Here is a 26,221-nt window from a genome sequence, read left to right as displayed (position 1 = left end):
GGGTATGCGGGAAACGGCGAAAGCGATCAGAGGGCGCGGGCGAGCGTCGCCAGTTCCGAGCGCGGCAGGATCAGCAGCATCGGGCCGTCGCATTCCAGCGTGACCGGACCCGTGGCCTGGTTCGAGGTGCCGCTGCGGCCGCCCGGCGCGAAGGCCAGGCCGTCGATGGGCCATTTCAGGCCCTGCGAGCGGCCGGTGGCCGGGCCCATCGGGAAAAGCGAGACCCGCGTGCCGGGCGCGAGATCCAGCGCGAGGCGCGGCGGGGCAAGCGCGATCACGTCCTCGCCCGCGATCAGGATGCAGGGCGGGCCGATACGGCGGGCGAGCACATTGAGCACCGACAGGAAATGGTCATGGCGCGCGCCCGAAAAGCCCAGGGCGACGACGAAGGGAGCATCGAGATTGGACAAGCATTTCTCGAAATCGGTGCTGTTCTGCTCGGCGATGGGGTGCTGGTTCGCCAGCGGGATCTCGGCCCGGGCGCGAGCGGAAATGCTGTCGAAATCGCCCCAGACCGCCGCCGGCATCAGCCCGTGGCTCAGCGCGGTATCGGCGCCGCTATCGGCGGCGGCCACCACCGGCGCCAGGGCCAGCGCCTGCTCCAGATCGGCGCGGCCGACCGGCGCACCGCCGATCAGCGTGACCGGGCGGGCACTGGCCAACCTGGTCCCTTGCTGGCTCATTCGCCCTTGCCGATGCCGGTGAACACCTTGCGGAAAGGCAGCGCCCAGAGGATGCCCAGGGCGACATAGACCGCAAGCTCGACCAGGATCGGCTGGCGGCCCCAGGTCCGGTCCATCCAGTTCACCAGGCTTACCGCCACCACGATATAGAGCGGCAGCCCGACAAGCAGGATCACCAGCGACCAGCGTTTGCGCGTCTTGAGGTCCATGTCAGCCCGCGTCAGTCCGCGAAGGGATCGGTCACGAGGATGGTATCGTCCCGCTCGGGCGAGGTCGAGAGCAGCGCGACGGGGCACTGGATCAGTTCCTCGATGCGGCGGACGTATTTGATCGCATTGGCGGGCAGGTCGGCCCAGGACCGCGCGCCTTGCGTCGATTCCTGCCAGCCCTCCATTTCCTCGTAGACGGGCTTCGCCTTGGCCTGAAGCGAGGCGGCAGTGGGCAGGTGGTCGTAATGCCGGCCGTCCACCTCGTAGCCGGTGCAGATCTTCAGCGTCTGGAAGCCGTCCAGCACGTCCAGCTTGGTCAGCGCAATGCCGTCCACGCCCGAGATGGCGCAGGTCTGGCGCACCAGAACCGCATCGAACCAGCCGCAGCGGCGCTTGCGGCCGGTCACGGTGCCGAATTCATGGCCGCGCTCACCCAGGCGCTGGCCGTCGGCATCGTCGAGCTCGGTGGGAAACGGGCCTTCGCCGACGCGGGTCGTATAGGCCTTGACGATCCCCAGCACGAAGCCGATGGCCGAAGGGCCAAGCCCGGTGCCGCTGGCCGCCATGCCCGACATGGTGGTCGAGCTGGTCACGTAAGGGTAGGTGCCGAAGTCGATGTCCAGCAGGCTGCCCTGCGCACCCTCAAACAGGATGCGCTTGCCGGCCTTGCGGTAGTCGTTCATCACCTTCCAGACCGGCTGGGCGTATTGCAGCAGTTTCGGCGCGATTTCCAGCAGCTTGGCGCGCAGTTCCGCCCGGTCGATGGGCGCTGCACCCAGGCCCTGACGCAGCGCATCGTGATGGGCAAGCAGGCGGTCGAGGCGGGAATCCAGCGTCTCCTCATCGCCCAGGTCGGCGACGCGGATGGTGCGGCGGCCGACCTTGTCCTCATAGGCCGGGCCGATGCCGCGGCCGGTGGTGCCGATCTTGGATGCGCCCGCGGCCTCTTCGCGCAGCTTGTCGAGATCCTGGTGCAGCGGCAGGATCAGCGGGGTGTTCTCGGCGATCATCAGGTTCGCCGGGCTGATCTCGACCCCTTGCGCGGAAAGCTTGTCGATTTCGGCAAACAGGGACCAGGGGTCCAGCACAACGCCGTTGCCGATGACCGCCATCTTGCCCTTGCGCACGATGCCCGAGGGCAGCAGCGACAGCTTGAACACCTGATTGCCGATGACCAGCGTGTGGCCGGCGTTATGACCGCCCTGAAAGCGCGCGATCACATCGGCGCGTTCCGAAAGCCAGTCGACGATCTTGCCCTTGCCTTCGTCGCCCCATTGCGCGCCGACGACCACCACATTGGCCATTGTGCTTTCCCCTTGCGGTCATGAATGCCGCGAACCGTATAATGGCCGAAGCCCTTGGGGGAAAGTGCATTCCGCCCTGCTCACGAAATGCGCACCCTGCCCGGTCGGCGCGCGGATCTGTGGTCCGACACGGGGAAATCGGCCGGCTTTCCGGTGCGCCAGGCCAGGTTCGCGGCCGATGTCCGGCACCGGGCCGAAGATGGCACTACGGCAGCATGATCAGCCCGGGAAACGGGTGATGCATCGGCTGGACGGGGGCACGGCCGAACGCCGCAAAGGCGCTGCTGCAATGCAGCATTGCAAAAGAAGCCATGGTGATGGCCGTAAAGAGGCCCTACATTCGTCGTCAGGGGAGGAAACCATTCGCCAATACCGAAAGGGTTTCCAATGGCTACCATCGCAACCAACCGCTTCTCGCCCCGCCTGCCCGACCTGTTCGCCGCTGTCCGCAAGCGGCTTTCGCGCGGGGCCGCGGCCTATATCACGAAGCATTCGCGCCGCGCCGAGATCGAGGCGCTGGAAGCAAAATCCGATGCCGAACTGGCCCGGATGGGCCTGACCCGCGACCGGATCGTGCATTACGTCTTTGCCGACCGCATCTGGTTCTGACCTGCGAAGGGGCGCAAGATATGTGCGCCCCTGCCCTTGCCGGTCGTCGCAATGGTCGGCGGCGCATTGATGTCCAAGCGGTCCTCGATTGCGCGGATCGCTTCCCGCGCCGCGGGTGCCTGGCGTTGCATGACGGATTGTCAGGTTCGAGATGGCCAGCCTCGATCCCGGCAATGCCCTGCTGGATGAGCATGGGCAAAGGAGAGGCGAGATCAGGGATTTCCTGATCCGCGAAAGCAGGCGGGTGCTTTCCATACCGATCTGATCGGTTCACGGCCACGCTGATGACAGCATTCCCAAGAATTTGGAAACAGTGAGGCGCCGACTGGTGGCGGAGTCGAGCGAGCATCCGGCGCATCGGCATGAGCCGGCTTTCTGCGGACCCGCGGGGCCTGGGCGAAGTCTCAGGCAGCAGCGCGAAGCGGCTCGGGCCGGAAGGGCGTGATCGTCACCTCGGCACCATCGAAGATGCAGAAGCTTTGCGCCGGAACCTCCAGCCAGTCCGCCTCGTCGCTCTCCAGCGGTTCGGAGACCACCGCGCGGCCGCCGCGGGTGTCGGACCAGCGATGGAACAGCGTCGGCGCATGCTCGTCGCTGGCATAGCGCAGGGCGTAAAGCTTGGCCCCGTCCGAAAAGGCCGCCGTCAGCCGCACATGCGGCGCGGTGCCCTTTTGCCGGGCCAATGCCTCGAATTTCGCGGTGGCGCGGGCCATGGCGCCGGCAGGGTCGCCGCCCAGCCCTTCACCCAAGGCCATCAGGAACAGCGCCTCGCTATCCGTGGCGCCCTTGCGATGGGCATAGAGTTCGTCTGGGATCAGCACTTCGGCATGGCGGCGATAGCTGTCGTAACCGCCGAACTGCCCATTATGCATGAAGCACCAGCGACCCACGACAAAGGGATGGCAATTGTTGCGACTGGTCGCGGTGCCAGTCGAGGCCCGCACATGCGCAAGGAACAGGTGCGATTTCACCGTGGCGGTCAGGCTGCGAAGGTTGCTGTCCGACCAGGCCGGCATGATGTCGCGGTAAAGGCCGGGCTCTTCACGCTCGCCATACCAAGCGATGCCGAAACCGTCGGCATTGACCGGAGTATGGCAGCGCGTCGCACCATGGCTTTGCCGGACCAGCGAATGGCCGGGCCGGCAGATGACATCCTCAAGATAGATCGGACTGCCGAGATAGGCTGCCCAGCGGCACATGTCCTGCCCCTTTCCGTGCTTTTTCCTAGGGCTAGCACGAAAAGCCTAACGAATCACCAAAAAGTCCTAGGCCGGATTCTCTTCCACGATCACAAGGTCGCGCTCTGCCGCCCCTTTCGCATGCTCCAGCGCAGCCTGATATTCGGCCGAGCGGTAGCAAGCCACCGCATCTTCCAGGCTGGGAAACCGCGCCACGACATTGCGGGCGCGGTCCTTGCCCTCAAGCTGGACATAGCGCGAGCCGCGCGCCAGGAATGCCCCGCCATGCGCGGCTATCGCCGGCCCCGCCAGCCGGGCATATTCGCCATAGGCCTCGGGGTCGGTCACGTTCACATGGGCGATCCACAGCGCGGTCATGCTTTCTCTCCGATCAGGGTTTCGACGGCGGAAATGGCGCTGTCAGCGGCAGCAAGGCTGGGTGCCCCGCCCTGGGCGCGGTCGGGCCGACCACCGCCGCCTTTGCCGCCCAGCGCCGCCGTCGCGGTCTGCACCAGTTCGACGGCGCTGATCCGGCCGGTCAGGTCGGGCGTCACGCCCGCCGCCACCGTCGCCTTGCCATCTGCCTCGGCCAGCACCACCACGGCGCCCGAGCCGAGCCGCGACTTCATCTCATCGACCAGCGGACCGAGTTCCTTGCCGCTCACACCCTCGACGCGGCGGGCGATAAGCTTGATGCCGTTGATTTCACGGGGCTTGTCCTCGGAGCCACCGCCCATGGCAAGCTGGCGCTTGAGTTGCGCGACCTCGTTCGCCAGCGCCTTGCGCTCATCGGCAAGCGCGCGGACCTTGTTCACCACGTCACCCGCCTGCGCCTTGACAATGCCGGCAATCTCATTGAGTTCGCCGTCCACGCGGCGCAACTCGTCCATCGCCGCCTGGCCGGTCAGCGCCTCGATGCGGCGGATGCCGGCGGCCGATGCGGTTTCCGAAGTCAGGGCAAACATGCCGATATCGCCGGTGCGCGCGACATGGGTGCCGCCGCAAAGCTCCAGCGAATAGGTCTGGCCGCCGGTGCCCTTGCCCGAACCCGGCAGCTCGCCCATCGAGACCACCCGAACCTCATCACCGTATTTCTCGCCGAAAAGCGCCTGCGCGCCCAATGCACGGGCATCGTCGGGGGTCATGATCCGGGTCTCGACCGGGCTGTTCTGGCGGATAAAATCGTTCACCTCGCGCTCGACCTGCGCCAGCTCCTCGGGCGTCATCGCCTTGGCATGGCTGAAGTCGAAGCGCAGCCGGTCGGGCGCGTTCAGGCTGCCGCGCTGCGCGACATGCTCGCCCAGGGCGCGGCGCAGCGCCTCGTGCAGCAGGTGCGTGGCCGAATGGTTGGCGCGGATCGCGCTGCGACGGTCGTGATCGACGGACAGCTGCGCACCCTGGCCGCGCTGGATCGTGCCCAGCGTCACCTCGGCGATATGGATGAAGACGCCGCCGGTCTTTTTCGTATCGGTCACGCGCGCGGCGCCGGTCTCCGTCTTGATCAGGCCAGTATCGCCGACCTGGCCGCCGGCCTCGCCATAGAACGGCGTCTGGTTCACGACGATCTGGACCTGCTGCCCCTCGCCGGCTTCCTCGACCGCAGCGCCGTCCTGAACCAATGCGAGGACCTGGCCCTCGCTGATCTCGGTGTCATAGCCGAGGAATTCGGTGGCGCCATGCTCTTCGGCGATGTCGAACCAGATCGCGGCATCCTTGGTCTCGCCAGAGCCGGCCCAGGCGGCACGGGCCTTGGCCTTCTGCTCCGCCATCGCTGAATCGAAACCGGCCGTATCGACCGCCCGACCCTTTTCGCGTAGCGCGTCCTGGGTCAGATCCAGCGGGAAACCATAGGTGTCATAGAGCTTGAAGGCCGCCTCGCCCGGCAGGTTCGCACCTTCGGGCAGCTTCGCCAATTCGTCGTCCAGCAGCCGCAGGCCACGGTCCAGGGTCTGCTTGAAGCGGGTCTCCTCCAGCTTCAGCGTCTCTTCGATCAACGCCTGCGCGCGGCCAAGCTCGGGATAGGCCGCGCCCATCTCGCGCACCAGCGCCGGGACCAGGCGGTGCATCACCGGATCCTTGGCGCCCAGCATATGGGCGTGGCGCATGGCGCGGCGCATGATGCGGCGCAGCACATAGCCACGTCCCTCGTTCGAGGGCATCACCCCATCGGCGATCAGGAAGCTGGTCGAGCGCAGATGATCGGCGATGACGCGGTGATGCACCTTGCCGGGACCGTCCGGGTCGGCGCTGGTCGCATGCGCGCTGGCCTCGATCAGGCCACGCATCAGGTCGGTATCGTAATTGTCGTGCTTGCCTTGCAAGAGCGCACCGATCCGTTCCAACCCCATGCCGGTGTCGATCGACTGCATGTCCAGCGCGCGCATCGTGCCGTCCTCGAACTGCTCGTTCTGCATGAAGACGAGGTTCCAGATCTCGATGAAGCGGTCGCCGTCCTCGTCGGCCGAGCCGGGCGGGCCACCCCAGATCTGCTCGCCATGGTCATAGAAGATCTCGGTGCATGGACCGCAGGGGCCGGTCGGGCCCATCTGCCAGAAATTGTCGCTGGTCGGGATGCGGATGATGCGGTCGTCGGAAAGCCCCGCGACCTTCTTCCAGATATCGGCGGCTTCGTCGTCGGTATGATAGACGGTGACCAGCAGCTTGTCCTTGGGGATGCCGAAATCCTTGGTCAGCAACTCCCAGGCAAAGGGGATGGCACCGTCCTTGAAGTAATCGCCGAAGCTGAAATTCCCCAGCATCTCGAAGAAGGTATGGTGGCGCGCGGTATAGCCGACATTGTCGAGGTCGTTATGCTTGCCGCCGGCGCGCACGCATTTCTGCGCAGTGGTGGCGCGCTTGTAGTCGCGCGTTTCGACCCCGGTGAACAGGTTCTTGAACTGCACCATGCCCGAATTGGTGAACATCAGGGTCGGGTCGTTCCTCGGCACAAGCGGGCTCGACTCGACGACACGGTGGCCGTTGCGTTCGAAATAGTTCAGGAAAGTCGAGCGGATATCGTTCAAGCTGGGCATATCGGGCCTTCATCGCAAAGCGGTCTTCCGGCCAGAGACCGGTTTGCCGCCCGGTCTAGCCCCAGCCATGGCGGCTGTCCAGCAATCCTGCATGGCCTCGCGCAGACGACGCCCAACTCCGCGCCGGACAACCCGACCCGCGGCACCAAGCCGAGCCAGGTCTCAGAGCCAGGAATGTGCGCGAGACCACGTCCCGCGCACCCTATGAGCGAGGGCGATGCGGGATCAATCCTCGGCCATCACCTCATCGCCATCGTCCGCGACGCCGAAATCCAGGCCGTGGCTGGCGCGGATCTTGTCCTCGATCGCATGGGCCATATCGGGATGGTCGCGCAGGAATTGCTTGGCATTTTCACGGCCCTGGCCGATGCGCTCGTCGCCATAGGAGTACCACGACCCCGATTTTTCGACCACGCCGGCCTTGATGCCCAAGTCGATCAGTTCGCCGACCTTCGAGATGCCCTCGCCATACATGATGTCGAACTCGACCTGACGGAAAGGCGGCGCGACCTTGTTCTTGACCACCTTGACGCGAGTGGCGTTGCCGGTCACCTCGTCACGGTCCTTGATCGAGCCGGTGCGGCGGATATCCAGGCGCACCGAGGCATAAAACTTCAGGGCATTGCCGCCGGTCGTCGTCTCTGGGCTTCCGAACATCACGCCGATCTTCATGCGGATCTGGTTGATGAAGATCACCATGCAGTTCGACCGGCCGATGCTGGCGGTCAGCTTGCGCATCGCCTGGCTCATCAGCCGGGCCTGGCTGCCCATCTGCATGTCGCCCATGTCGCCTTCGATCTCGGACTTGGGAGTCAGCGCCGCGACCGAATCGACCACCACCAGGCTGACCGCGCCGGAACGCACCAGCGTATCGACAATCTCAAGCGCCTGCTCGCCCGTATCGGGCTGGCTGATCAGCAACTCGTCCAGATTGACGCCCAGCTTCTTGGCATATTGCGGGTCCAGCGCATGCTCGGCATCGACAAAGGCGCAAACGCCGCCTTTCTTCTGCTCTTCCGCCACGACATGCAGCGTCAGCGTGGTCTTGCCCGAGCTTTCCGGCCCGAATATCTCGATGATCCGGCCCTTGGGCAGACCGCCGATCCCCAGCGCGATGTCGAGCCCCAGCGAGCCGGTCGAGGTGGCCTCGATCTCGGCCACCGGATTGTCGGCGCCCAGCTTCATGATCGAGCCTTTGCCGAACTGCCGTTCGATCTGGGCCAGCGCGCTGTCCAGCGCCTTCTGCTTGTCTGCGGATCGCTTGTCGTTCATGTCGAAAAGTGTTGCCCCTGCCATGCGGTCCTCATGCTTATTTCATACCCCGCCATCCGGGGCAATCAGCGCCCGCCCGCCACTTTGTTCACGGGTTGTTCCTATTTGCGCCTCATTGCGCCGAAATGCAAGTCCTGGTTCGCGAATCGAAAGATGCATCGCATCTTCCCGGTCCAAGTTGCCGCAAAAGAATTAAGAAACGGTTTACAGTCGCAGAACTGGTGGCTATCCCGGCGCGCGTGCCGCAATGGCTGAAAGTTTTCGAGTATGCTGATATTCTGGGAAAGACGGCTGGTTTTCCTCGCGACGCCGAAAGCCGGCTCCACCGCTGTCGAAACCGCGCTAGAGGCCCTTGCCAGTGTCGTCGTCCAGCGCCCGGCCGAGTTGAAGCATGCCGATCTGCGCACCTACCGGCACCATATCGAACCCTGGTTGCGCTCGGTCACCGGCGAGAAATTCACCACCATCGCCCTGATGCGCGAACCGATCGGATGGCTTCGCAGCTGGTATCGCTTTCGCCTGCGCGACGATGACGAAGACCCGAACCACGCCATGATCGGCCTCAGCTTCGCGGATTTCGCGCAAGCCTATGCCGATCCCGGCGGCCCGGACGTCGCGCGCGTCGGCGCACAGGCGGATTTCCTGACCGCGGAAGCCGATCGTGTCGATTGCATCTTTCGCTACGAGGACATGGATGCCTTTACCCATTTCCTCGAGGATCGGCTGGATTGCGAGATCAGCCTGCCACGCGTCAACGTCCCGCCCGCCGTCGATGTCAGCCTGAACCCCGAGCAGGAAGGTTCGCTGCGCCAGATCATGGCGCGGGACTTCGCACTTTACGCTTCGCTCTGATCGGCGTCCGGCCACCCGGAGGCCTAGCGCGCGCCCTCCAGTTGCCGCGTGACCAGAGCGGTCAGGTCCGAAAGCGAAAAAGGCTTGGCAAGGAAGGCCGCATCGGGCACCGGAGGTCGCCCCTCCGAAAAGATGTCCTCGGCATAGCCCGACATGAAGATCACCTTGGTGTCGGGCCGGTCACGCAGCGCGGTGCGGACCCAGGCCGGACCGTCCATCCCGGGCATCACCACATCGGTGACGAAGACGTCGACCGCCAACCCCCGATCGGCCAGCAGCGACAGCGCATCCTCGGCGCAGGCGGCCTCGAGCACATGGAACCCCTGCAACTTCAGCGCACGGCTGGCAAAGGCACGAACCGGGGCCTCGTCCTCGACCAGCAGCACGGTCGCCTCGACATCGCGGCGGACGCGGATCGGCCCGGCCGGCGCCGGTCGCCGCGTCTCTTCGGGCACCGCGCGGTCATGGGCCGGAAAGAACAGCGAAAAGCAGCTGCCTTCACCCGGGGTGCTGTCGCAGAAGATATAGCCGCCAGTCTGCTTCACGATGCCGTAGGCGGTCGAAAGCCCCAGACCCGTGCCCTCGCCGGTGCGCTTGGTCGTGAAGAAGGGCTCGAAGATCTTGGCGAGATCGTCGGGGGCGATGCCGCAGCCCTGGTCGCGAACCTGGACCCGGACGTAATCCCCGGCGGGCAAGACGGCGCGGCCCAATTCGGCCCGGGTCTCCAGTCGGACATTGTTCGGTGCAGATGGTGATGTCGCCGCCCTCGGGCATGGCATCGCGGGCGTTCACTACCAGGTTCATGATCACCTGTTCAAGCTGGCGGCGGTCGGCATGGACCATCCGCAGCGCGGGATCGTGGTCAAAGGTCAGCACGATCCGTTCGCCCACCAGGCGGTTGAGCAGATGGGTCAGTTCCGAGAGCGTGTCGCGCAGGTCCATGATCTGCAGCTTGAGCGTTTGCTTGCGCGAAAACGCCAGCAATTGCCGCACCAGAGCCGCCGCACGATTGGCATTCTGGCTGATCTGGTCGAGGTCGGCATAATCGGGATCGGCCTTGTCGTGGCGCAGCATCAGCAGGTCGCAATGCCCGGTGATCGCAGTCAGGAGGTTGTTGAAGTCATGGGCGATGCCGCCGGCAAGCTGCCCGATGGCCTGCATCTTCTGACTCTGGACGAACTGCGCCTCGAGCGTCTTGAGCGCGCTGGCGTCCGAGAGCACGGCGGTGACATGCCCGCCCCGGCCGCGCGTCAGCGACAACTGCACGAAACGGTCGGGCCCCTCGGCCTTGACATGCAGCACCTCGCTCCCGCCGATCGTGCGACCCGCACCGACATCCGAGACCCAGCCCGCCAGTTCTCGCCCCAACCCGTCCAGCAGCGCGGCCAGGTTCTGCCCCAGGATATCCCCGCCCAGCAGTTCGCAAGCGGCCATATTGGCGCGAACGATATTGGCGCCCGGGTCGAGGATCAGCAGCGAGACCGGGAGCAGGTCGAAATCGTCCTCCTCTACCCGAGGCGGCAAGGGAGTGGGCGGCGACGGGCGTTCGGGTGCGGCAGCCTGCCATAGCTGGATGGTCGAGCCGGGCGCTCGCGTCACCAGGTATTCCCCGGCATCGCCCAGATCGGCGCGCATCCTGCCCCGGCGCGACAGGCCCAGGCCCAGACCGTTCCAGAGCATTGCCGGATCGGCGTGGCGACGGCCCAGCGCGTCATGGATATAACGACCGACCAGATCACCGATTCGCTCCACCCCCACCTGATTCTGCGCCAGAACCAAGCCATCCGGGTCGACCGCAAAGGCCGTCAGGTCATGCTCCAGGACAGCCGGCAGCACGCGGTCCAGATCGCGCCGCACCGCCAGCCCGCGCCGGAGATGCCGCACCGAGATGACACCACCCAGCAGATACCAGGCGGTCACGGCCGCACCCACGGCCAAGAAGGTGACGCCGCCCCCCGCATCCTGGGGTCGCAACGCCAGCCAAAGCGCACCGATCACCGCAGGCAGCGTCAGGAAAGGCAGCACGATCTGCGCCGAGCGCAAGGCTTCCGACCGTTCCGAATTCATCCCGCCCCTCGCGTCCAGCCGTTTTCCGCTGCATAACGGAGGCGCGTTAACGGAGGGTTAACGGCGGCGCATCAGGGCCAGATAAAAGCCGTCCGAGGCGGTCAGCGGTGTAAAACGCCGCGCCAGGACCTGCTCGAACCGCCGGTTTCGCGCCAGAAAACCTTGCACCTGATCGTCGTTCTCGGCATCCAGGACCGAGCAGGTCATATAGGCCAGATGCCCGCCATCGGCGACGAACCCCGCCGCCTGATCCAGAATCCGGCACTGCCGGGCCGCAAGCTGCTCCAGATCGTCGCGCGTCAGGCGCCATTTCGCATCCGGGCCGCGCCGCCAGGTTCCGCTGCCCGAACAGGGCACGTCGGCAACGACCGTATCGAACCGGCCCGCAACCTTGCCCGGCGCCGCAAGACGGATGCGCACCCCTGCCCTTTCGGCGCGTGCGGGCAGATCGGCCATGCGCCCCGCATCGATGTCATGCGCGGTGACCGGCCCCGCACCCTGCGCGGCAAGCGCCAGCGCCTTGCCGCCGCCGCCGGCGCAGAAATCCAGCAGGCTGCCTTGCGCCGGCAGCAGCGCGCAGGCCATCTGGGGCGAAAGATCCTGCAATTCGACCAGCCCCTCGCGATAGGCATGGCTGCCGGCCAGCCGCCGGGCGCCCTCGGTGATGCGCAGGGCCGTCGGCAAATCGGGATGGGGCGCGGTGGCGATCCCCTGCTCGGCCATCGCGGCGGCGGCACGGGCCGGATCGGCACGGCGCAGGTTGACGCGCAGCCAGACCGGCGCGCGATCCCGCATGGCCAGTGCCACGGGCTCGGCATCCCCGCCAAGCGCCTTGCGCCAAAGCGGCAAGAGCCAGTCGGGCAGATCCAGCGCCTCGTCCGGCGTGGGCGCACGGCCAGCCTGACCCTCGCCCTCGGAGAGCGCCGGGGGCGCGTGCCCTTCACCGGTGAACAGGGTTGCGGGGTCGATCCCCTCTTCGCGGCACATGCCCAGCAGCAGCCCGCGCCCGGAGAGCGCGCCGCCCAGGGCGGCACGCGAACGCAATCGGCGCAAGGCGTCGAAGACCAGGTCCCGCACCGCCGCGCGGTCGCCGGAGCCGGCAAAGCGGCTGGTCCGTGCCCAGCGGATCAGCGCCGCTTCGGCGGCCTGCCCGTCGAGAATGCGGTCAAGAATGTCGATGGCCGCGGCGGCACGGGCGGCGGGCGTCATGTCAGGTTGCGTCCCTGGCGCGGCAGATGGCGGATCCCGGCCAGAAATGACGCCGGCCCGGCTTTGTCAATCCCGTCAGGGCGGCACTGACGACCGCCAGAGCGAGGCATCCTCATCCCCGGTGGCCGCCATGCGAACGGCGATCAGCGGGGCGCTCCCCGCCCGCAGGGGAGAGCGCCCCGAGGCCAGAACCGCCAGCGAACCGGGCTGCCCGGTGCCCCCACTGCCCAACGGGGCACCAAGCAGCATCACGCTGTCCCGCACGCGCTTTCTCCGGCCCGTATCGATCGAGGCGAAGCTGTTATAGGTCTGGGGCGTGCCGGTCATGCCTGCAGGCCCACGCTCGCGCAGCATCCGGTGCAACGTATCGAAGCGGGCCAGGTAGCGCTGCGCATGGGCAGGGGTGCGGGAGTGGAACGCCCCCGCCGCCACCCGCCAATCGCCCATCTCGTCATGAAGCTGGCGCAGGAAACGGGCGGCATAGCGGGCGTTTTCCAGCGGATCGAACATCCGTGCTACCGAAGGGAAATGCGCGCCATGCCAGCGATAGTTCAACTGAAAGCAGCCGATGTCGATATTGGTGCGCCCCCGCGTCACGCGATCTTCGGCAAAGGCGACGGCGCTGGCAGGATCGTCGAACCAGGTGCCCTCTCCCTCGGCATTGGCGCTCCAGGCCCAGGGGCGCACGATGCCGTCCAGCCGGCGCCCGGTTTCCGTCAGGGCCAGCGCGCCAAGGATATCGGCAGGCACCCCGATTTCCGCAGCCGCCTGCTGCGCGGCCCATTCGCAGGCATCGGCAGGAGGCAAGGCCAGCCCTCGCAACGGCATGAAGGCCAGCGCCAGGACCAGGATGCGGAAAAGAGACAAGAAACCAGACATGAGAGGCCGCAAATGACGATATGCGACCGTCTCTAGAGCAAAGCCGTTAAGATTCGATGAGCGCCCAAGATCAGCGACGCCCGCGCCCTTGCAGCGACCACCCTACAGCGATCAATCCGGCTGCATGGGGCAAAGAGCATCGGCGGTCCGGCACAGGAATGGCAGGATCACCTTGAAGCCGCCCAAGGGTTGGACGGCATTGCGGCGGGAATCGCGATGTCCCGCCGACAAGCGCCGGATGATCCTGAAAAACTTCGGGGCTCATACCCGAAAAAGCCGCTGGGCCGGCCCCGCCACCCGGCGGCGGCTCGGCCCAAGGGCTCAACCCAGGCGATAGTTCGGGCTTTCCCGCGTGATCTGCACGTCGTGGACATGGCTTTCCTTGAGCCCGGCGCCGGTGATGCGCACGAACTCGCAGCCGCCGCGCATCTCGGCCACGGTCGCATTGCCGGTATAGCCCATGGCGGCGCGCAGGCCCCCGACCAGTTGGTGGATCACCGCGGCGGCCGAGCCCTTGTAGGGCACCTGGCCCTCGATCCCCTCGGGGACCAGCTTGTCCGAGGCCGCGTCCTTCTGGAAGTAACGGTCGGCCGAGCCGCGCGCCATGGCACCCAGCGAGCCCATGCCGCGATAGGACTTGAAGCTGCGGCCCTGATACAGGATCACCTCGCCCGGGCTCTCATCCGTGCCGGCGATGGCCGAGCCGACCATGGCACAGGACGCCCCCGCAGCGATCGCCTTGGCGAAATCGCCCGAGAACTTGATGCCGCCATCGGCGATGACCGGCACGTCGCCCGCACCGCGCGCCGCGTCCATGATCGCGGTCAGCTGCGGCACGCCCACACCCGCCACGATCCGCGTGGTGCAGATCGAGCCCGGGCCGATGCCGACCTTGATCGCATCCGCACCGGCATCGACCAGCGCCCGCGCGGCATCGGCCGTCGCCACGTTGCCGGCCACCACCTGAACCTGGTTCGAATAGGCCTTGATGCGGGAAACGGCACGGGCCACGCCCTCGGAATGGCCATGCGCGGTGTCGATCACCACCAGGTCCACCCCGGCCTCGATCAGCGCCAGGCTGCGCTCATAGCCCTCGTCGCCGACGGTCGAGGCGGCCGCGACGCGCAGCCGGCCCAGTTCGTCCTTGCAGGCCAGGGGGTTCAGCACCGATTTCTCGGTATCCTTCAGCGTCAGCAGGCCGGTCAGCTTGCCTTCGGCATTGGTGATCAGCAGCTTCTCGATCCGGCGGGCCTTCATCAGGTCGATGGCCTCGGCCCGGTCGGCAGGCTCGCGCAGGATGGCGAGGTTGCCCGAGGTCATCACCGCCCGCACCGGCATGTCGTCGCTGTTGGCAAAGCGCATGTCGCGGTTGGTGATGATGCCGACCACCCGGCCGGCCGCATCCACCACCGGAAAGCCGGTGACGTTGTAACGCTCTTGCAGGGCCTTCGCGTCGGCGATGGTCTGTTCGGGGGTCAGGGTGATCGGGTCGTAGACGATGCCCGATTCGAAGCGTTTCACCCGGCGGACCTCGTCGGCCTGTTGCTCGGCGGTCAGGTTGCGGTGGACCACGCCGATGCCGCCGGCCTGGGCCATGGCGATGGCCATGCGGCTTTCGGTGACGGTGTCCATGGCGCTGGAGAGCAGCGGAATGTTCATTCGGATCTGCCTGGTGACATAAGTCGTCACGTCGGCGGTCGAGGGCATCACCGAGGACGCCGCAGGAACGAGGAGAACATCGTCGAAGGTCAAAGCCTCACGAATCTGCATGGGAGCATCCTTGTCAGGGGTTCGTTTGGCAGTTTCCCATTTCACGCGCCGGCGGGAATGTCCAGCCTGTCAGGCGATGGCCGCGTTGGTTTTCATGGCAAGCCCGCCGCTGGCCCAGGCCCGCCACACCCGAAACAGGATCGGCAGCACCACGAGGCTTGCCGCAACCAGCAGGATCTGCGCCGGCAGCGACCAGCCTGACGCAAAGCCCGAGACCGCGGTCCACAGCCCCGCCGTCGCCGCCAGGGGGAAGGTGAAGGCCCCCCAGAGCGGCGAGAACCCGGCCTCGACCAGCCAGCGCAGGCGCAGGGCGGCCAAGGCCAGCGCGGCGGCCGTGGCCCAGGCCAGCCCCAGAGCCACATCCTGCCAGCCAAGCGCGGCGGCGACATTGCCCAGCATGGCGATGGGCGCCAGATGGATCATCAGCAGCGGGCGCAGGGGCGCCGGCAGCCGCTCGGTCAGCGCTTGATAAAGGCTGACGGTCCAGACGAAGCCGGCGATCGCCGCCATGGGCCACCACAGCGCCTGGGCAAGCCCCAGCCAGCCGAAACCGGCCGCCGCCTGCGCCGCGACGACGGGACCGACGAAGGTCAGCTGCCAGACCGGCGTCACGCGCCCCTGCCCCGGGGTGCGGGCCATGACCGGGATCGCCACCGCCCAGAACACCGCTTGCGCCGCCATGCCGGCGATCAGCACCACCCGGGCCAGCGCCGGCGCAAAGGGTGCAAGCAACTGCGCCGCGACATAGATGCCGACCAGCGCCGCGGCGATGCCGGCGCGGCCGGGCAGGATGCGCAATTCCTCGGCCAGAACGGCAGGGCGGCGCGCGAGCTTGCCGCCATAGGCAAGGGTCGCAAAGACCCAGGCCGCGACGGCCATGCCCATCATCATCCCGGAAAGCCCCTGCGGCAGCCCGAAGCGCGCCGTGGCGGCACGCCAGGCCAGAGCAAGGCCGAGCGCGCCCAGCAGCGGCGGAAAGATCGCCGGCGGAACCCGGCGCCAGAGCCCGGGCGGATTGATGCGAGGCGGGGCAAAGCGCATGGCGGACCTCCTGTCCCTTACGTCATAGCGTTGCCGGCGGGCCACGCCAGAGCGGCCGGTTGCGTCAAGACGCCGCGTTACCAAGCCCCGGCAATTGACGCAAGCGGGCAGCCTGCCGCAGGCTGAATCCAGAGGTCCGAAAGGATCTGTTCTTGGGAGGAAAATCATGAAAAGGATCATCACCGGCATCGGCGCCCTGCTGGCCACGGCCGCGCCCGTTCTTGCCGGCGGGATCGAACGCGCGCCGCAATCGCTGGCGCCGCTGTTCGAGCAAGGGAATTACCTGGAGTTGAGCTTCGGCGGGGTCAATCCCACCGTGCGCGGCAGGGATGTGGCGGGCGTCTCGACAGGCGACGTGGCCCAAGGCTATGGCTTCTTCGGGCTGGCCTACAAGCATCAGTTCAACGAGAACCTGTCCGGCGCGCTGATCGTCGAACAGCCCTTCGGTGCCGACGTCCTCTATCCCACGGCGAATTCGCCGGTGCTGGGCGGCACGCGGGTCGAGGTGAACTCGACCACCTATACCGCATTGCTGCGCTACAAGTTCGACAACAACTTCTCGGTGCATGGCGGTATCCGCGGCTCGCATGCGGATGGAAAGCTCAGCCTGCGCGGCGCGGGATACGGTGGCCCGCCCGTACCGACCGATCCTGACGTCCAGCCGGGAGTCTCGGGCTATGACCTCGACATCGACGGCGCTTGGGGCATCGGCTGGGTGGCGGGCGTCGCCTATGAGATGCCCGAGATCGCGGCTCGCGTGTCACTGACCTACAACTCCCCGATCACCCATGATTTCGACATGAAGGAGAGCTTCTCGGGCACTCAGATCGCCACGAGCGGCAGCTATGAGGTCAAGACCCCGCGCAGCTGGACGCTGGAGGGTCAGACCGGCATTGCCGAGGACACGCTGCTGTTCGGTTCGATCCGCTGGGTGAAATGGTCCGAATTCCGGGTGGACAACTTCTTCTTCCCGACACAGACTGGCGCCGAGTTGGTCGAGGTCGAGGACACGACCACCTACACCATCGGCGTGGGACGCAAGTTCACCGAGAACTGGTCGGGGTCGATCTCGTTCCTGTATGAGCCGAGCGAAGGCGACACCGTGTCGCCGTTGGCCCCGGTCAACGGCCGCAAGGGCGTGACGCTGGCCGCGATCTATACCATGGACAACATCAAGATCACCACCGGCATCAACTATACCAAGCTGGGCGACGCGACCCTTGGCGTCGGGCCCAGCGGCAACAAGCGCGAGGTCGCCAGGATGGATGACGGCGACGCCTGGGGCATCGGGGTCCGCATCGGCTATTCCTTCTGAAGATTGGCAAAAGCTTGAAGGCCCCGGTTCTCGCCGGGGCCTTTTTCATGCGCGCTCGGCTCCTGATCGCGCGGTTCCATGAGTATTTGGGGAACGAAGAAGTCGGGTGCCGTGCGCCGATCGGCATGATGAGGTTGTCGCCATGCCCTGCATACGCCGGCTGGCGGTCCGGGGGCGTGAGTATTTGGAAACGGTAGGGCTCAGGCCTGCAGCGCCTTGACCAGGGCGGTGAAATGCTCGCCCCGTTTCTCGAAGTCCGGGTATTGGTCGAAGCTGGCGGCGGCGGGGGCGAGCAGCACGGTCTCGCCCGGCTGGGCCTCGGCCGCGGCGCGGGCGACAGCCTGCTCCATGGTTTCGACGATCTCATAGGGGGTCTGGCCGATCTGGAGCGCGAAGTCGCGGGCGGAATGTCCGATCAGATAGGCCTTCACCACCGGGCCGAGGCAGGGGGCCAGTGCCTCGATGCCGCCATCCTTGCCCATGCCGCCGGCAATCCAGCGGATGCGCGGAAAGGCGGCCAGCGCCTTGGCGGCGGCATCGACGTTGGTGGCCTTGCTGTCGTTGACCCAGGCCACGCCGCCGATCTCGGCCACGGTCTGGCTGCGATGCGGCAACCCCTGGAAGCTGTGGAAGGCGCGCTCGATCTCGCGCGGGGCGATGCCGACGGCGCGCGCCGCGGCATAGGCTGCGCAGGCGTTCTGGTGGTTGTGTGCGCCCGGCAGGCCCTGGATGCCGCGCAGGTCGATCGAGGCAACCTGGCGGCCCTTGCGGTATTCCGCAAGGTATCCCTTGCGGGCAAAGACCGACCAGCCGAAGCCTTCCAGCTTCTGGCCGGACGAGACGCGGATCACCCGGTCGTCGGCGGCACCCATGCCGAGCTGGCCGGCGAGATAGCGCCCCTCTACCTCGTCCACGCCGATCACGGCGCGATCCGGCCCGCCCTCGGCGAAAAGCCGGCGCTTGGCGGCGAAATAGCCGCCAAGGCCGCCATGGCGGTCCAGATGGTCAGGCGAGAGATTGGTGAAGACCGCCACGTCGGGGGTCAGGGCGCGGGCAAGGTCGGTCTGGTAGCTGGAGAGCTCCAGCACCACCACCTCGCCGTCATGGGCCGGATCGAGCGACAGCACGCCGGTGCCGATATTGCCGCCGATCTGGGTCGGACGGCCGGTTTCCTTGAGGATGTGGTGGATCAGTGCCGTGGTGGTGGACTTGCCGTTCGAGCCGGTGACGGCGATGACACGCGGGGTGGTGTCGAAGCGCTCCCATTCGGCGGTGGCGAAGCTGCGGAAGAACAGGCCGATATCGTTGTCCACCGGCACGCCGAGCGCGTAGGCCCTGGCGATGACCGGATGCGGTTTCGGATAGAGATGCGGGATGCCGGGGCTGGCGATCAGCGCCGAGATGCCGTCCCAGTTCTGGTCCTGGGTCAGGTCGAGGAGGCGCAGGCCCTCTTGCTCGGCCTGTTCGCGCGTGTCGACGCCGTCGTCCCAGGCGACGACCCGGGCGCCGCCGGCGGCAAGCGCAGCGGCGGTGGCGCGGCCCGAACGCCCGAGGCCGAGCACGGCGATGGTCTGGTTCTGGACGCCCTGGACCGGAATCATGCTGTTTCCTTCGCTGTCGCAGGCCGGGGGCGCTTCGCCCCCCGGACCCCCCGAGGGTATTTGGAAAACGGAAAAAAGCCTGTCAGCGCAGCTTCAGCGTCGCAAGCCCGATCAGTGCCAGGATCAGCGCAATGATCCAGAAACGGATCACGATCTGCGCTTCGCCCCAGCCCTTCTTTTCGAAATGGTGGTGGATCGGGGCCATCAGGAAGACCCGCTTGCCGGTGCGCTTGAAATAGAGCACCTGGATGATGACCGACAGCGCCTCGACCACGAAGAGCCCGCCGACGATGGCCAGGACGATCTCGTGCTTGGTCACCACGGCGATGGCGCCGAGCGCGCCGCCCAGGGCAAGGCTGCCGGTGTCGCCCATGAAGACGGCGGCGGGGGGCGCATTATACCACAGGAACCCCAGGCCGCCGCCGATCAGCGCGGCGACGAAGACCGCGAGCTCGCCGGTGCCGGGGACGAAATGCACGCCGAGGTAATTGGCGAAATTGGCGTTGCCGACCATATAGGCGATCACCGAGAAACTGGCCGCCGCGATCATCACCGGCATGATCGCCAGCCCGTCGAGCCCGTCGGTCAGGTTCACCGCATTGGCCGCGCCCAGGATCACCAGCACGGTAAAGGGCACGTAGAGCAGGCCCAGGTTGATCAGCGCATCCTTGAAGAAGGGTAGCGCGAGCTCGCCGCTGAGTGCGGCCGGGTGCAGCCAGGCAGCCGCGGCACCGGCGGCGGCGGCGATGCAGAGCCCGATCAGCAGCCGGACCTTGCCCGACAGCCCGGCATGGTGCTGCTTGGTGACCTTGGCATAGTCGTCGGCAAAGCCGATGGCGGCGAAGCCCAGCGTGACCAAAAGCACGATCCAGACATAGCCGTTGTCGAGCCGTGCCCAGAGCAGCGTGCCGATGGTCAGCGCGGCAAGGATCAGGAGCCCGCCCATGGTCGGCGTGCCGGCCTTGGAGAAATGGTTCTCGGGTCCGTCGTCGCGGATCGGCTGGCCCTTCTTCTGCTTGCGGCGCAAGAGGTCGATCAGCGGCCGGCCGAAGAAGAAGCCGAAGAGCAGCGCGGTAAAGAAGGCGCCGCCCGCGCGGAAGGTGATGTATCGGAACAGGTTGAAGAAATCCCCGCCATCGGAGAGGTTCGTGAGCCAATAGAGCATTACGCTGTCCTTTCGCCAGGGGGCGTGCTTTGGCGCGTTCGCCGCAGCGCGTCAACCACCGTCGAGACCTTGGAGGACTTCGAACCCTTCACGAGCACGATATCGCCGGACGCGACCAGTTCACCTACTTTCCCGGCCAGTTCGGCGGCCGTCTCGGCATGCATTCCGCGCCGGCCTGGAGGCAGCGCCTCGTGCAGGGCGCGCATGCGCGGGCCGGCGGTATGGACCAGGTCGACGGCTTCCATCGCGGGGTCCCCGGCCATGCCGGCATGAAGCGCGATCTCGTCCGGGCCGAGTTCCAGCATGTCCCCCAGGATCGCCACCCGGCGCCCGCCGGTCAGCCGCGCCAGCGTCGCGAGGCCGGCGGAAAGCGAGGTCGGATTGGAGTTGTAGGCATCATCGATCAGCCGAATGCCGTCCAGATCCTCGACGGCGCCGCGACCCAGCGGCGGGCGCCAGTCGGACAGGTGCTTCGCCGCCTCGGCCACATCCGCCCCGGCGGCGGAAAGCGCGGCCAGCATGCCGACCGCGTTCATCACGAAATGCGTGCCGGCGCTGGCGAGCGTGAAATCCACCGTCTCGCCCAGCACGCGGGCGCGGACCCGGGTCACGCCGTCCAGGGTCTCGGCATTGAGCGGCCTGGCCATGCCCTGCTGGCCGAAGCCGATCACGATGGCGGCGGCATCGTCGGCACAGTCGCGCAGCAGTTGCGTGACGGGCAGATCCTCGGGGATGATGGCGGTGCCGGGCTGGATCAGGCCGCGAAAGATCGCGCCCTTTTCGCGGGCGATGCCCTCGATGGCGCCGAAGGCTTCCAGATGCGCGGCGGCAACGGTGGTGACCATGGCGACATGCGGGCGGGCAAGGCGGGCAAGGGGCTCGATCTCGCCCGGATGGTTCATGCCGATCTCGACAATGGCGAAGTCGGTGTCCTCGGGCATGCGCGCCAGCGTCAGGGGCACGCCCCAATGGTTGTTGTAGCTGGCCTCGGCCGCGTGGACCCTGCCCTGCCCGGCCAGGGCGACGCGGGCCATCTCCTTGGTCGAGGTCTTGCCGACCGAGCCGGTGATGGCGACGATCTTGCCCCGCATCCGGGCGCGACCGGCGCGGCCCAAGGCCTCCAGTGCCGGCAGGACATCGGGGACGACCAGCAGCGGCGCATCCGGCGCCACGCCTTCGGGGATGCGGCTGACCAGCGCGGCGCCGGCACCCTTCTCGAGCGCCCGGGCGACGAAGTCATGGCCGTCGCGGGCGGCTTGCAGGGCGACAAACAGGTCGCCCGGCCGGATGGTGCGGGTGTCGATGGAAACGCCGCCGACCGCGAAATCACGGGTGGCACGGCCGCCGGTGGCCTCGGCGGCATCCTGCGAGGTCCAGAGCGTCATATCTTGCCATCCAATGCCGCGACGGCCACCGAGGCCTGCTCGGCATCGTCGAAGGGGTAAACGTCGCTGCCGATGATCTGGCCGGTCTCGTGCCCCTTGCCGGCGATCAGCAGCGCATCGCCCGGTTGCAGGGCGTCGACGCCGCGCAGGATCGCCTCGGCGCGGTCGCCGACCTCGATGGCGTCGGGACCGGCGCCGGCCATGACCTCGGCACGAATCGCAGCCGGATCCTCGGAGCGGGGGTTGTCGTCGGTCACATAGACCACATCGGCGAATTGCCGCGCCGCCTCGCCCATCAGCGGGCGCTTGAGCCGGTCGCGATCGCCGCCGGCGCCGAAGACCACGACGATGCGGCCCATGACATGCGGGCGCAGCGATTGCAGGGCCGAGGCCAGCGCGCCGGGCTTGTGGCTGTAATCGACGAAGACCGCCGCGCCGTTTTCCCGCACCGCGGCCAGTTCCATGCGACCGCGCACGGTGGTCAGGCCCGGCAAGGTCTCGATCACCCGGGGCGCCTCGTCCCCGGCGGCGATGGCAAGGCCGGCCGCGGCGAGCACGTTTTCCGCCTGGAAACCGCCGATCAGCGCCAGCCGCACCAGATGCGCCTGCCCGTGGAAACTGAAGCGCAGATCCTGCCCGGTCGCGTCATAACGCTGGCCGAGGATGCACAGGTCCGCCCGTTCGTCCTTGCCGATGGTGGTCAGCTTCAGGCCACGCTCGCCCGCGATCTGCGCCATCTGCCGGCCGCGAGGATCGTCGATATTGATGACCGCTCCGGCGCCTTCTTCAAGGATATGGTCGAAAAGCAGTGCCTTGGCGGCGAAATATTCGTCGAAATCCTTGTGGTAATCCAGGTGGTCCTGGCTGAAGTTGGTGAAGGCGCCGGCCTTCAGCCGCACCCCGTCCAGACGGCGCTGGTCCAGCCCGTGCGAACTGGCCTCCATCGCCGCATGGGTGACGCCCGCGGCGGCGGCCTCGGCCAGCACGCGATGCAGGGTGATCGGCTCGGGCGTGGTATGGGCAAGCTTGGCCTGATAGTCGCCCTGCACGCCCATGGTGCCCAGGCTGATCGCCTTGTGGCCCAGCGCCTGCCAGATCTGCCGTGTGAAACTGGCGACCGAGGTCTTGCCGGAAGTGCCGGTGACGGCGACCATCGTCTCGGGCTGGGCCGCGAACCACAAGGCGGCGGCGCCGGCCAGTGCGGCGCGCGGGTCCTCGGCCACGACCAGTGCGGCATCGGCACCGGCAAGCTCGGCCGCCGCGATCTCGGCGCCCTTGCGGTCGGTCAGGATCGCGCGGGCGCCCTGGCGCAGCGCGTATTGGATGAACTCGCCCCCATGCGTGGCCGAGCCCGGCAGTGCCGCGAACAGATGGCCCGGCCTGACCTGCCGCGAATCGACGGCAAGGCCCGTCACCTCGGGGTCGCGCCCCTTGTCCCCCCTAAGCCCCAAAAGGGACAGCCGCATCGCCCGCTCGGTCACAAAACCTCCGCTCATCAGTTCGAGACGAGCTTTAGCCGATCCGGCAAAGGCCGTTCAACCATCGGCAACTGCGTTTCCGTGCTGGGACGCAGGCCCAGCAGCGGGGCGACGCGGCGGATCACCTCGGCGGCCACCGGGGCAGAGGTCGCGCCCGCCGTCCGGCTTTCGCCGCCCGCACCGATGGTCGAGGGTTCGTCCAGCGACAGCACCAGCACATATTGCGGATCGCTGGCCGGGAAGACCGAGGCGAAGGTCGAGACCACCTTGTTGCCGTAATAGCCGCCTGTCGGGCGCGGCTTGTCGGCGGTGCCGGTCTTGCCGGCGACCTCGTAGCCCTCGACATTGGCGCTGCGGCCGCTGCCCCGGACCACCACCTGGCGCAGCATCTGCACGGCGATGCGCGCCGCCTCGGGCGAAAGCACCTGCTCGCCCCCGCGCTGGCTGCGGTCGTGGATCAGCGTCGGCATCACCCGCTTGCCGCCATTCGCGACGGTCGCATAGGCGGTCGCAAGATGCAGCGGGCTGGCCGCCAGGCCATGGCCGAAGGCCACGGTCGCCGAGGTCACGGCGGGCCAGCGCTTGGGCACCAGCGGCTTGCCGGTCGGTGCCTCGCTCATCTCGATCGGCGTCGGATCGAAGAAGCCCAACTTTTGCAGGAAATCCCTCTGCCGGTCCGGCCCCAGAAGCTGGGCGACGCGGACGGTGCCGACGTTCGACGACTTCACGATGATATCCGTCACCGAAAGCGTGCCGTAATTGTGTCCCCGGAACTCGTTGATCAGGTATTTGCCGATCTTCATCGGCGCCTTGGCATTGATCATCGTGGTCGGGCTGACCAGCTTGAGGTCGATGGCCTGCGCCACCGGGAAGATCTTGAAGGTCGAGCCAAGCTCGTATTGGCCCTGCACCGCGCGGTTGAACAGCGGGCTGTCCGAGGGATCGCCCTTGAGCAACGGACGCGGCCGGTCGTTCGGGTCGAAATCGGGCAGGCTGGCCATGGCGACGATCTCGCCGGTCTTGATCTCCATCAGGATGCCGGTGGCGCCCTTGGCGTTCATGACCTTCATGCCGTTGCCCAGCACCTCCTCCATCGCGGCCTGGACGGTCAGGTCCAAGGACAGCATCAGCGGCGCGCCGTCGTTGGCCGGGTCGCGCAGCCAGTGATCGAAAGCCTTTTCGACGCCGGCGACGCCGACGACCTCGGCGCTGGCCACGTCCTCCTTGCCGAAGGTGGCGCCGCCAAGGATATGGGCGGCGATATGGCCGTTCGGGTAAAGCCGCATCTCGCGCGGGCCGAACAGCAGACCCGGCTCGCCGATGTCATGCACGGCCTGCATCTGCTCGGGGCTGATCTTCTTCTTGATCCAGACGAAGGTGCGCTTTCCGGTGAAATCCTTGTCGAGCCGCTCGATCTCCAGATCGGGAAAGATGCGGACCAGTTCGCGCGCCGCGCGCTCGGGCTCGACCATCTGCTGGGGATGGGCGTAAAGCGAATGGGTCAGCAGGTTCGTGGCCAGCACCCGCCCGTGCCGGTCGGTGATGTCGGCGCGCTGCGAGATGATCTGTGCGCCGGTGGTCTGGACGCGCGGCTCGCTGGGCTGGCTGGCGGCCAGCACGCCCATCTTGGCGCCCACGGTGCCGAAGGCCAGCGCAAAGGCGCAGGACATGAAGAACAGCCGGGTCCGGGCGCTGCCGCGCGCCCTTTCCTGGATCGCGGCATGCCTCTGGGCGCGGTTCTCGGCCTCGATGGCATCGGGGTTCTCGCCTGTTTCGCGGGCGCGAAGGATGCGGGCCAGCGGGCGCAGCGGGGTGCGGATCATGGCGTGCTCTCCTGTGGTCTGCGGGGCGGGAAGCCGGCGGGACGTTCGACCGGCATGTCTGCATCGGCGCCCGGCTCGCGCTCGGGCGCCTTGGGCGTGGGAAAGGCCACCTGCCCGACATCGACGAACTGGTCGGAACCGAAGGGCACCAGCTTCAGCCGCTCGAAGTTCAGGTCGACCAGCTGGCGCAGACGCCCGGGTCGGTTGAGATAGGCCCATTCGGCGCGCAAGACGCCCAGATCCTCGCGCAGCCGGCCGATCTGGCGCTGGATATCGCTCATCTCGCTGATGGCGGCCTGGGTGCGGTAATTCTCGCGATAGGCCCAGAAGGCCAGCCCCATCACGGAAAGCGCGGTCAGAAGATAAAGCACCGAACGCATCACGCCCTCCTTTCCGACAGCAGCGGCAGGCCCAAGGCCGCGGGATCGACCCGGCCGGCCGGCGCCTCGGTGCGGATGCCGACCCGCAGAAGCGCCGAGCGCGCACGCGGGTTCGTCGCCAGTTCCGCCTCGTCCGGGCCGATGGCGCGGCGGAAGGGCAGCGTGAAGGCCGGCTCCTCGCGCGCGGCCTCGGGCGCATAGCGGCTGCCGCCGCCGGCGCTGTTCGAGCGCGCCTGCATGAAACGCTTGACGATGCGGTCCTCGAGCGAGTGGAAGCTGACCACCGCCAGCTTGCCGCCCGGCCGCAGCGCCCGTTCGGCCGCCGCAAGCCCGGCGACCAACTGGCCGAATTCGTCGTTCACCCAGATGCGGATCGCCTGGAAGGCGCGGGTCGAAGGGTGGCTCTGCCCCGGCTTCGGGCGCGGCAGGCAGGCGCTGACGATGTCGGAAAGCTGGCCCGTGCGGCTCAGCGGCCGCGCCGCGACGATGGCCTTGGCGATGCGGCGCGAGGCGCGTTCCTCGCCATAGAGATACAGCACGTCGGCGATCACCTGCTCGGGCGCGGTGTTCAGCAGCTCGGCCGCCGTAGGTCCATCGCCGCCCATGCGCATGTCCAAAGGCCCGTCGCGCAGGAAGGAAAAGCCGCGCTCGGGCTGGTCGAGCTGCATCGAGCTGACGCCAAGGTCCAGCACCACGCCATCCACCGGCCCGCCGGCCAGGCTGTCCAGATCGGAAAATGTGCCCTCGACCAGCCGCAGCCGGTCGCCGTATTCGCCCGCCCAGGTCTCGGCCATGCGAAAGACCGCCGGGTCGCGGTCGATGCCGATCACGCGATCCGCGCCCTGCTCCAGCAGGCCGCGCGCATAGCCGCCGGCGCCGAAGGTGCCATCGACCCAGGTGCCCTCCACAGGCGCAACGGCCCGCAACAGCGGGCCAAGCAGGACGGGGATATGCGGCGCCTCGGCCATC

21 protein-coding genes and 1 pseudogene are annotated in these 26,221 nt (G+C 67.2%); 3 read left to right on the top strand and 19 right to left on the bottom strand.

Annotation, left to right across the window (positions count from 1 at the left end; genetic code table 11):
* Positions 1-26: 26 nt before the first annotated feature.
* Genes QPR87_RS05935 through QPR87_RS05925 form a run of 3 tightly spaced genes read right to left on the bottom strand, consistent with a single transcriptional unit; the run spans position 27 to position 2,196 of the window.
* On the bottom strand, positions 27-662 hold the full coding sequence (locus QPR87_RS05935) for a thiamine diphosphokinase (RefSeq protein ID WP_285048743.1): 636 nt from the start codon (positions 660-662) through the stop codon (positions 27-29).
* Positions 663-679: 17 nt separating this feature from the next.
* Positions 680-892: a DUF2842 domain-containing protein gene (locus QPR87_RS05930; protein WP_011746949.1), complete on the bottom strand. Its 213-nt coding sequence runs from the start codon at positions 890-892 to the stop codon at positions 680-682.
* Positions 893-903: 11 nt separating this feature from the next.
* Complete coding sequence (locus tag QPR87_RS05925) at positions 904-2,196, bottom strand: adenylosuccinate synthase (RefSeq protein WP_285048742.1); 1,293 nt, start codon at positions 2,194-2,196, stop codon at positions 904-906.
* Between the two features lie 387 nt (positions 2,197-2,583).
* Between QPR87_RS05925 and QPR87_RS05920 the strand changes: the two genes are divergently transcribed.
* Entirely contained in the window at positions 2,584-2,805 is a 222-nt protein-coding gene (locus QPR87_RS05920) for a hypothetical protein (protein WP_011746947.1), read from the top strand.
* 404 nt (positions 2,806-3,209) lie between these two features.
* On the opposite strand, the gene QPR87_RS05915 is transcribed toward QPR87_RS05920, so the two are convergent.
* From QPR87_RS05915 to recA, 4 genes are all read right to left on the bottom strand, one after another.
* The gene (locus QPR87_RS05915) at positions 3,210-4,004 is read right to left on the bottom strand and encodes a class II glutamine amidotransferase (protein ID WP_285048741.1); all 795 of its coding nucleotides are present in this window, start codon (positions 4,002-4,004) and stop codon (positions 3,210-3,212) included.
* A gap of 66 nt (positions 4,005-4,070) precedes the next feature.
* Complete coding sequence (locus QPR87_RS05910) at positions 4,071-4,361, bottom strand: DUF1330 domain-containing protein (protein WP_011746944.1); 291 nt, start codon at positions 4,359-4,361, stop codon at positions 4,071-4,073.
* Positions 4,358-7,015, bottom strand: coding sequence for an alanine--tRNA ligase (alaS, locus tag QPR87_RS05905; protein ID WP_104491229.1), 2,658 nt, complete (start codon positions 7,013-7,015; stop codon positions 4,358-4,360). Before alaS ends, QPR87_RS05910 begins: the two co-directional genes overlap by 4 nt.
* A 225-nt stretch (positions 7,016-7,240) precedes the next feature.
* A complete protein-coding gene (gene recA / locus QPR87_RS05900; RefSeq protein WP_104491228.1) occupies positions 7,241-8,311 on the bottom strand; it encodes a recombinase RecA in 1,071 nt (356 codons plus the stop codon).
* Positions 8,312-8,554: 243 nt separating this feature from the next.
* Here recA and QPR87_RS05895 point away from each other — a divergent pair, with 243 nt between their 5' ends.
* Positions 8,555-9,139 carry a hypothetical protein gene (locus QPR87_RS05895; RefSeq protein WP_104491227.1) on the top strand — a complete coding sequence of 195 codons (585 nt, stop codon included), beginning with the start codon at positions 8,555-8,557 and terminating at the stop codon, positions 9,137-9,139.
* A 23-nt stretch (positions 9,140-9,162) separates the two neighbouring features.
* Here QPR87_RS05895 and QPR87_RS05890 read toward each other — a convergent pair.
* From QPR87_RS05890 to QPR87_RS05870, 5 genes and pseudogenes are all read right to left on the bottom strand, one after another.
* Positions 9,163-11,206 (bottom strand): annotated as a pseudogene (locus QPR87_RS05890) (ATP-binding response regulator).
* 57 nt (positions 11,207-11,263) lie between these two features.
* Positions 11,264-12,415 (bottom strand): RsmB/NOP family class I SAM-dependent RNA methyltransferase, encoded by a 1,152-nt coding sequence (locus QPR87_RS05885; RefSeq protein WP_285048740.1) that lies wholly within the window; start codon positions 12,413-12,415, stop codon positions 11,264-11,266.
* A gap of 75 nt (positions 12,416-12,490) precedes the next feature.
* A complete protein-coding gene (locus tag QPR87_RS05880; RefSeq protein WP_285048739.1) occupies positions 12,491-13,282 on the bottom strand; it encodes a lysozyme family protein in 792 nt (263 codons plus the stop codon).
* A gap of 333 nt (positions 13,283-13,615) precedes the next feature.
* Positions 13,616-15,064: an IMP dehydrogenase gene (guaB, locus tag QPR87_RS05875; RefSeq protein ID WP_011746937.1), complete on the bottom strand. Its 1,449-nt coding sequence runs from the start codon at positions 15,062-15,064 to the stop codon at positions 13,616-13,618.
* Positions 15,065-15,133: 69 nt separating this feature from the next.
* Positions 15,134-16,105, bottom strand: coding sequence for a TDT family transporter (locus QPR87_RS05870; protein WP_285048738.1), 972 nt, complete (start codon positions 16,103-16,105; stop codon positions 15,134-15,136).
* A 166-nt stretch (positions 16,106-16,271) separates the two neighbouring features.
* Here QPR87_RS05870 and QPR87_RS05865 point away from each other — a divergent pair, with 166 nt between their 5' ends.
* Positions 16,272-17,420 carry an OmpP1/FadL family transporter gene (locus tag QPR87_RS05865; protein WP_285048737.1) on the top strand — a complete coding sequence of 383 codons (1,149 nt, stop codon included), beginning with the start codon at positions 16,272-16,274 and terminating at the stop codon, positions 17,418-17,420.
* Between the two features lie 200 nt (positions 17,421-17,620).
* Here QPR87_RS05865 and murD read toward each other — a convergent pair whose 3' ends face one another.
* The 7 genes from murD to rsmH form a co-directional block, all read right to left on the bottom strand.
* The gene (gene murD, locus QPR87_RS05860) at positions 17,621-19,021 is read right to left on the bottom strand and encodes a UDP-N-acetylmuramoyl-L-alanine--D-glutamate ligase (RefSeq protein ID WP_285048736.1); all 1,401 of its coding nucleotides are present in this window, start codon (positions 19,019-19,021) and stop codon (positions 17,621-17,623) included.
* An 82-nt stretch (positions 19,022-19,103) separates the two neighbouring features.
* Positions 19,104-20,186 (bottom strand): phospho-N-acetylmuramoyl-pentapeptide-transferase, encoded by a 1,083-nt coding sequence (mraY, locus tag QPR87_RS05855; RefSeq protein WP_011746933.1) that lies wholly within the window; start codon positions 20,184-20,186, stop codon positions 19,104-19,106.
* The gene (locus QPR87_RS05850) at positions 20,186-21,571 is read right to left on the bottom strand and encodes a UDP-N-acetylmuramoyl-tripeptide--D-alanyl-D-alanine ligase (protein ID WP_285048735.1); all 1,386 of its coding nucleotides are present in this window, start codon (positions 21,569-21,571) and stop codon (positions 20,186-20,188) included. Before QPR87_RS05850 ends, mraY begins: the two co-directional genes overlap by 1 nt.
* Entirely contained in the window at positions 21,568-23,037 is a 1,470-nt protein-coding gene (locus QPR87_RS05845; RefSeq protein WP_285048813.1) for a UDP-N-acetylmuramoyl-L-alanyl-D-glutamate--2,6-diaminopimelate ligase, read from the bottom strand. The genes QPR87_RS05850 and QPR87_RS05845 overlap by 4 nt, the downstream gene beginning before the upstream one ends.
* Before the next feature lie 29 nt (positions 23,038-23,066).
* A complete protein-coding gene (locus QPR87_RS05840; RefSeq protein ID WP_104491219.1) occupies positions 23,067-24,872 on the bottom strand; it encodes a peptidoglycan D,D-transpeptidase FtsI family protein in 1,806 nt (601 codons plus the stop codon).
* The gene (ftsL, locus tag QPR87_RS05835) at positions 24,869-25,252 is read right to left on the bottom strand and encodes a cell division protein FtsL (protein ID WP_011746929.1); all 384 of its coding nucleotides are present in this window, start codon (positions 25,250-25,252) and stop codon (positions 24,869-24,871) included. Before ftsL ends, QPR87_RS05840 begins: the two co-directional genes overlap by 4 nt.
* Positions 25,252-26,220, bottom strand: a complete 969-nt coding sequence (rsmH, locus tag QPR87_RS05830) for a 16S rRNA (cytosine(1402)-N(4))-methyltransferase RsmH (protein ID WP_285048734.1) — start codon at positions 26,218-26,220, stop codon at positions 25,252-25,254. Before rsmH ends, ftsL begins: the two co-directional genes overlap by 1 nt.
* Between the last annotated feature and the right edge of the window lies 1 nt (position 26,221).

It is taken from the genome of Paracoccus sp. SSJ (assembly GCF_030234105.1).
GTDB lineage: Bacteria > Pseudomonadota > Alphaproteobacteria > Rhodobacterales > Rhodobacteraceae > Paracoccus > Paracoccus denitrificans.
The sequence above is the reverse complement of the archived record's forward strand: the minus strand, read 5'-3'. Positions and strand labels throughout refer to the sequence as shown.

Coding starts and splice junctions, on each gene's coding strand:
- QPR87_RS05930 (WP_011746949.1), bottom strand. CDS start 892: ATGGACCTCAAGACGCGCAAACGCTGGTCGCTGGTGATCCTGCTTGTC.
- QPR87_RS05925 (WP_285048742.1), bottom strand. CDS start 2,196: ATGGCCAATGTGGTGGTCGTCGGCGCGCAATGGGGCGACGAAGGCAAG.
- QPR87_RS05920 (WP_011746947.1), top strand. CDS start 2,584: ATGGCTACCATCGCAACCAACCGCTTCTCGCCCCGCCTGCCCGACCTG.
- QPR87_RS05915 (WP_285048741.1), bottom strand. CDS start 4,004: ATGTGCCGCTGGGCAGCCTATCTCGGCAGTCCGATCTATCTTGAGGAT.
- QPR87_RS05910 (WP_011746944.1), bottom strand. CDS start 4,361: ATGACCGCGCTGTGGATCGCCCATGTGAACGTGACCGACCCCGAGGCC.
- alaS (WP_104491229.1), bottom strand. CDS start 7,015: ATGCCCAGCTTGAACGATATCCGCTCGACTTTCCTGAACTATTTCGAA.
- recA (WP_104491228.1), bottom strand. CDS start 8,311: ATGGCAGGGGCAACACTTTTCGACATGAACGACAAGCGATCCGCAGAC.
- QPR87_RS05895 (WP_104491227.1), top strand. CDS start 8,555: ATGCTGATATTCTGGGAAAGACGGCTGGTTTTCCTCGCGACGCCGAAA.
- QPR87_RS05885 (WP_285048740.1), bottom strand. CDS start 12,415: ATGACGCCCGCCGCCCGTGCCGCCGCGGCCATCGACATTCTTGACCGC.
- guaB (WP_011746937.1), bottom strand. CDS start 15,064: ATGCAGATTCGTGAGGCTTTGACCTTCGACGATGTTCTCCTCGTTCCT.
- QPR87_RS05870 (WP_285048738.1), bottom strand. CDS start 16,105: ATGCGCTTTGCCCCGCCTCGCATCAATCCGCCCGGGCTCTGGCGCCGG.
- QPR87_RS05865 (WP_285048737.1), top strand. CDS start 16,272: ATGAAAAGGATCATCACCGGCATCGGCGCCCTGCTGGCCACGGCCGCG.
- murD (WP_285048736.1), bottom strand. CDS start 19,021: ATGATTCCGGTCCAGGGCGTCCAGAACCAGACCATCGCCGTGCTCGGC.
- mraY (WP_011746933.1), bottom strand. CDS start 20,186: ATGCTCTATTGGCTCACGAACCTCTCCGATGGCGGGGATTTCTTCAAC.
- QPR87_RS05850 (WP_285048735.1), bottom strand. CDS start 21,571: ATGACGCTCTGGACCTCGCAGGATGCCGCCGAGGCCACCGGCGGCCGT.
- QPR87_RS05845 (WP_285048813.1), bottom strand. CDS start 23,037: ATGCGGCTGTCCCTTTTGGGGCTTAGGGGGGACAAGGGGCGCGACCCC.
- QPR87_RS05840 (WP_104491219.1), bottom strand. CDS start 24,872: ATGATCCGCACCCCGCTGCGCCCGCTGGCCCGCATCCTTCGCGCCCGC.
- ftsL (WP_011746929.1), bottom strand. CDS start 25,252: ATGCGTTCGGTGCTTTATCTTCTGACCGCGCTTTCCGTGATGGGGCTG.
- rsmH (WP_285048734.1), bottom strand. CDS start 26,220: ATGGCCGAGGCGCCGCATATCCCCGTCCTGCTTGGCCCGCTGTTGCGG.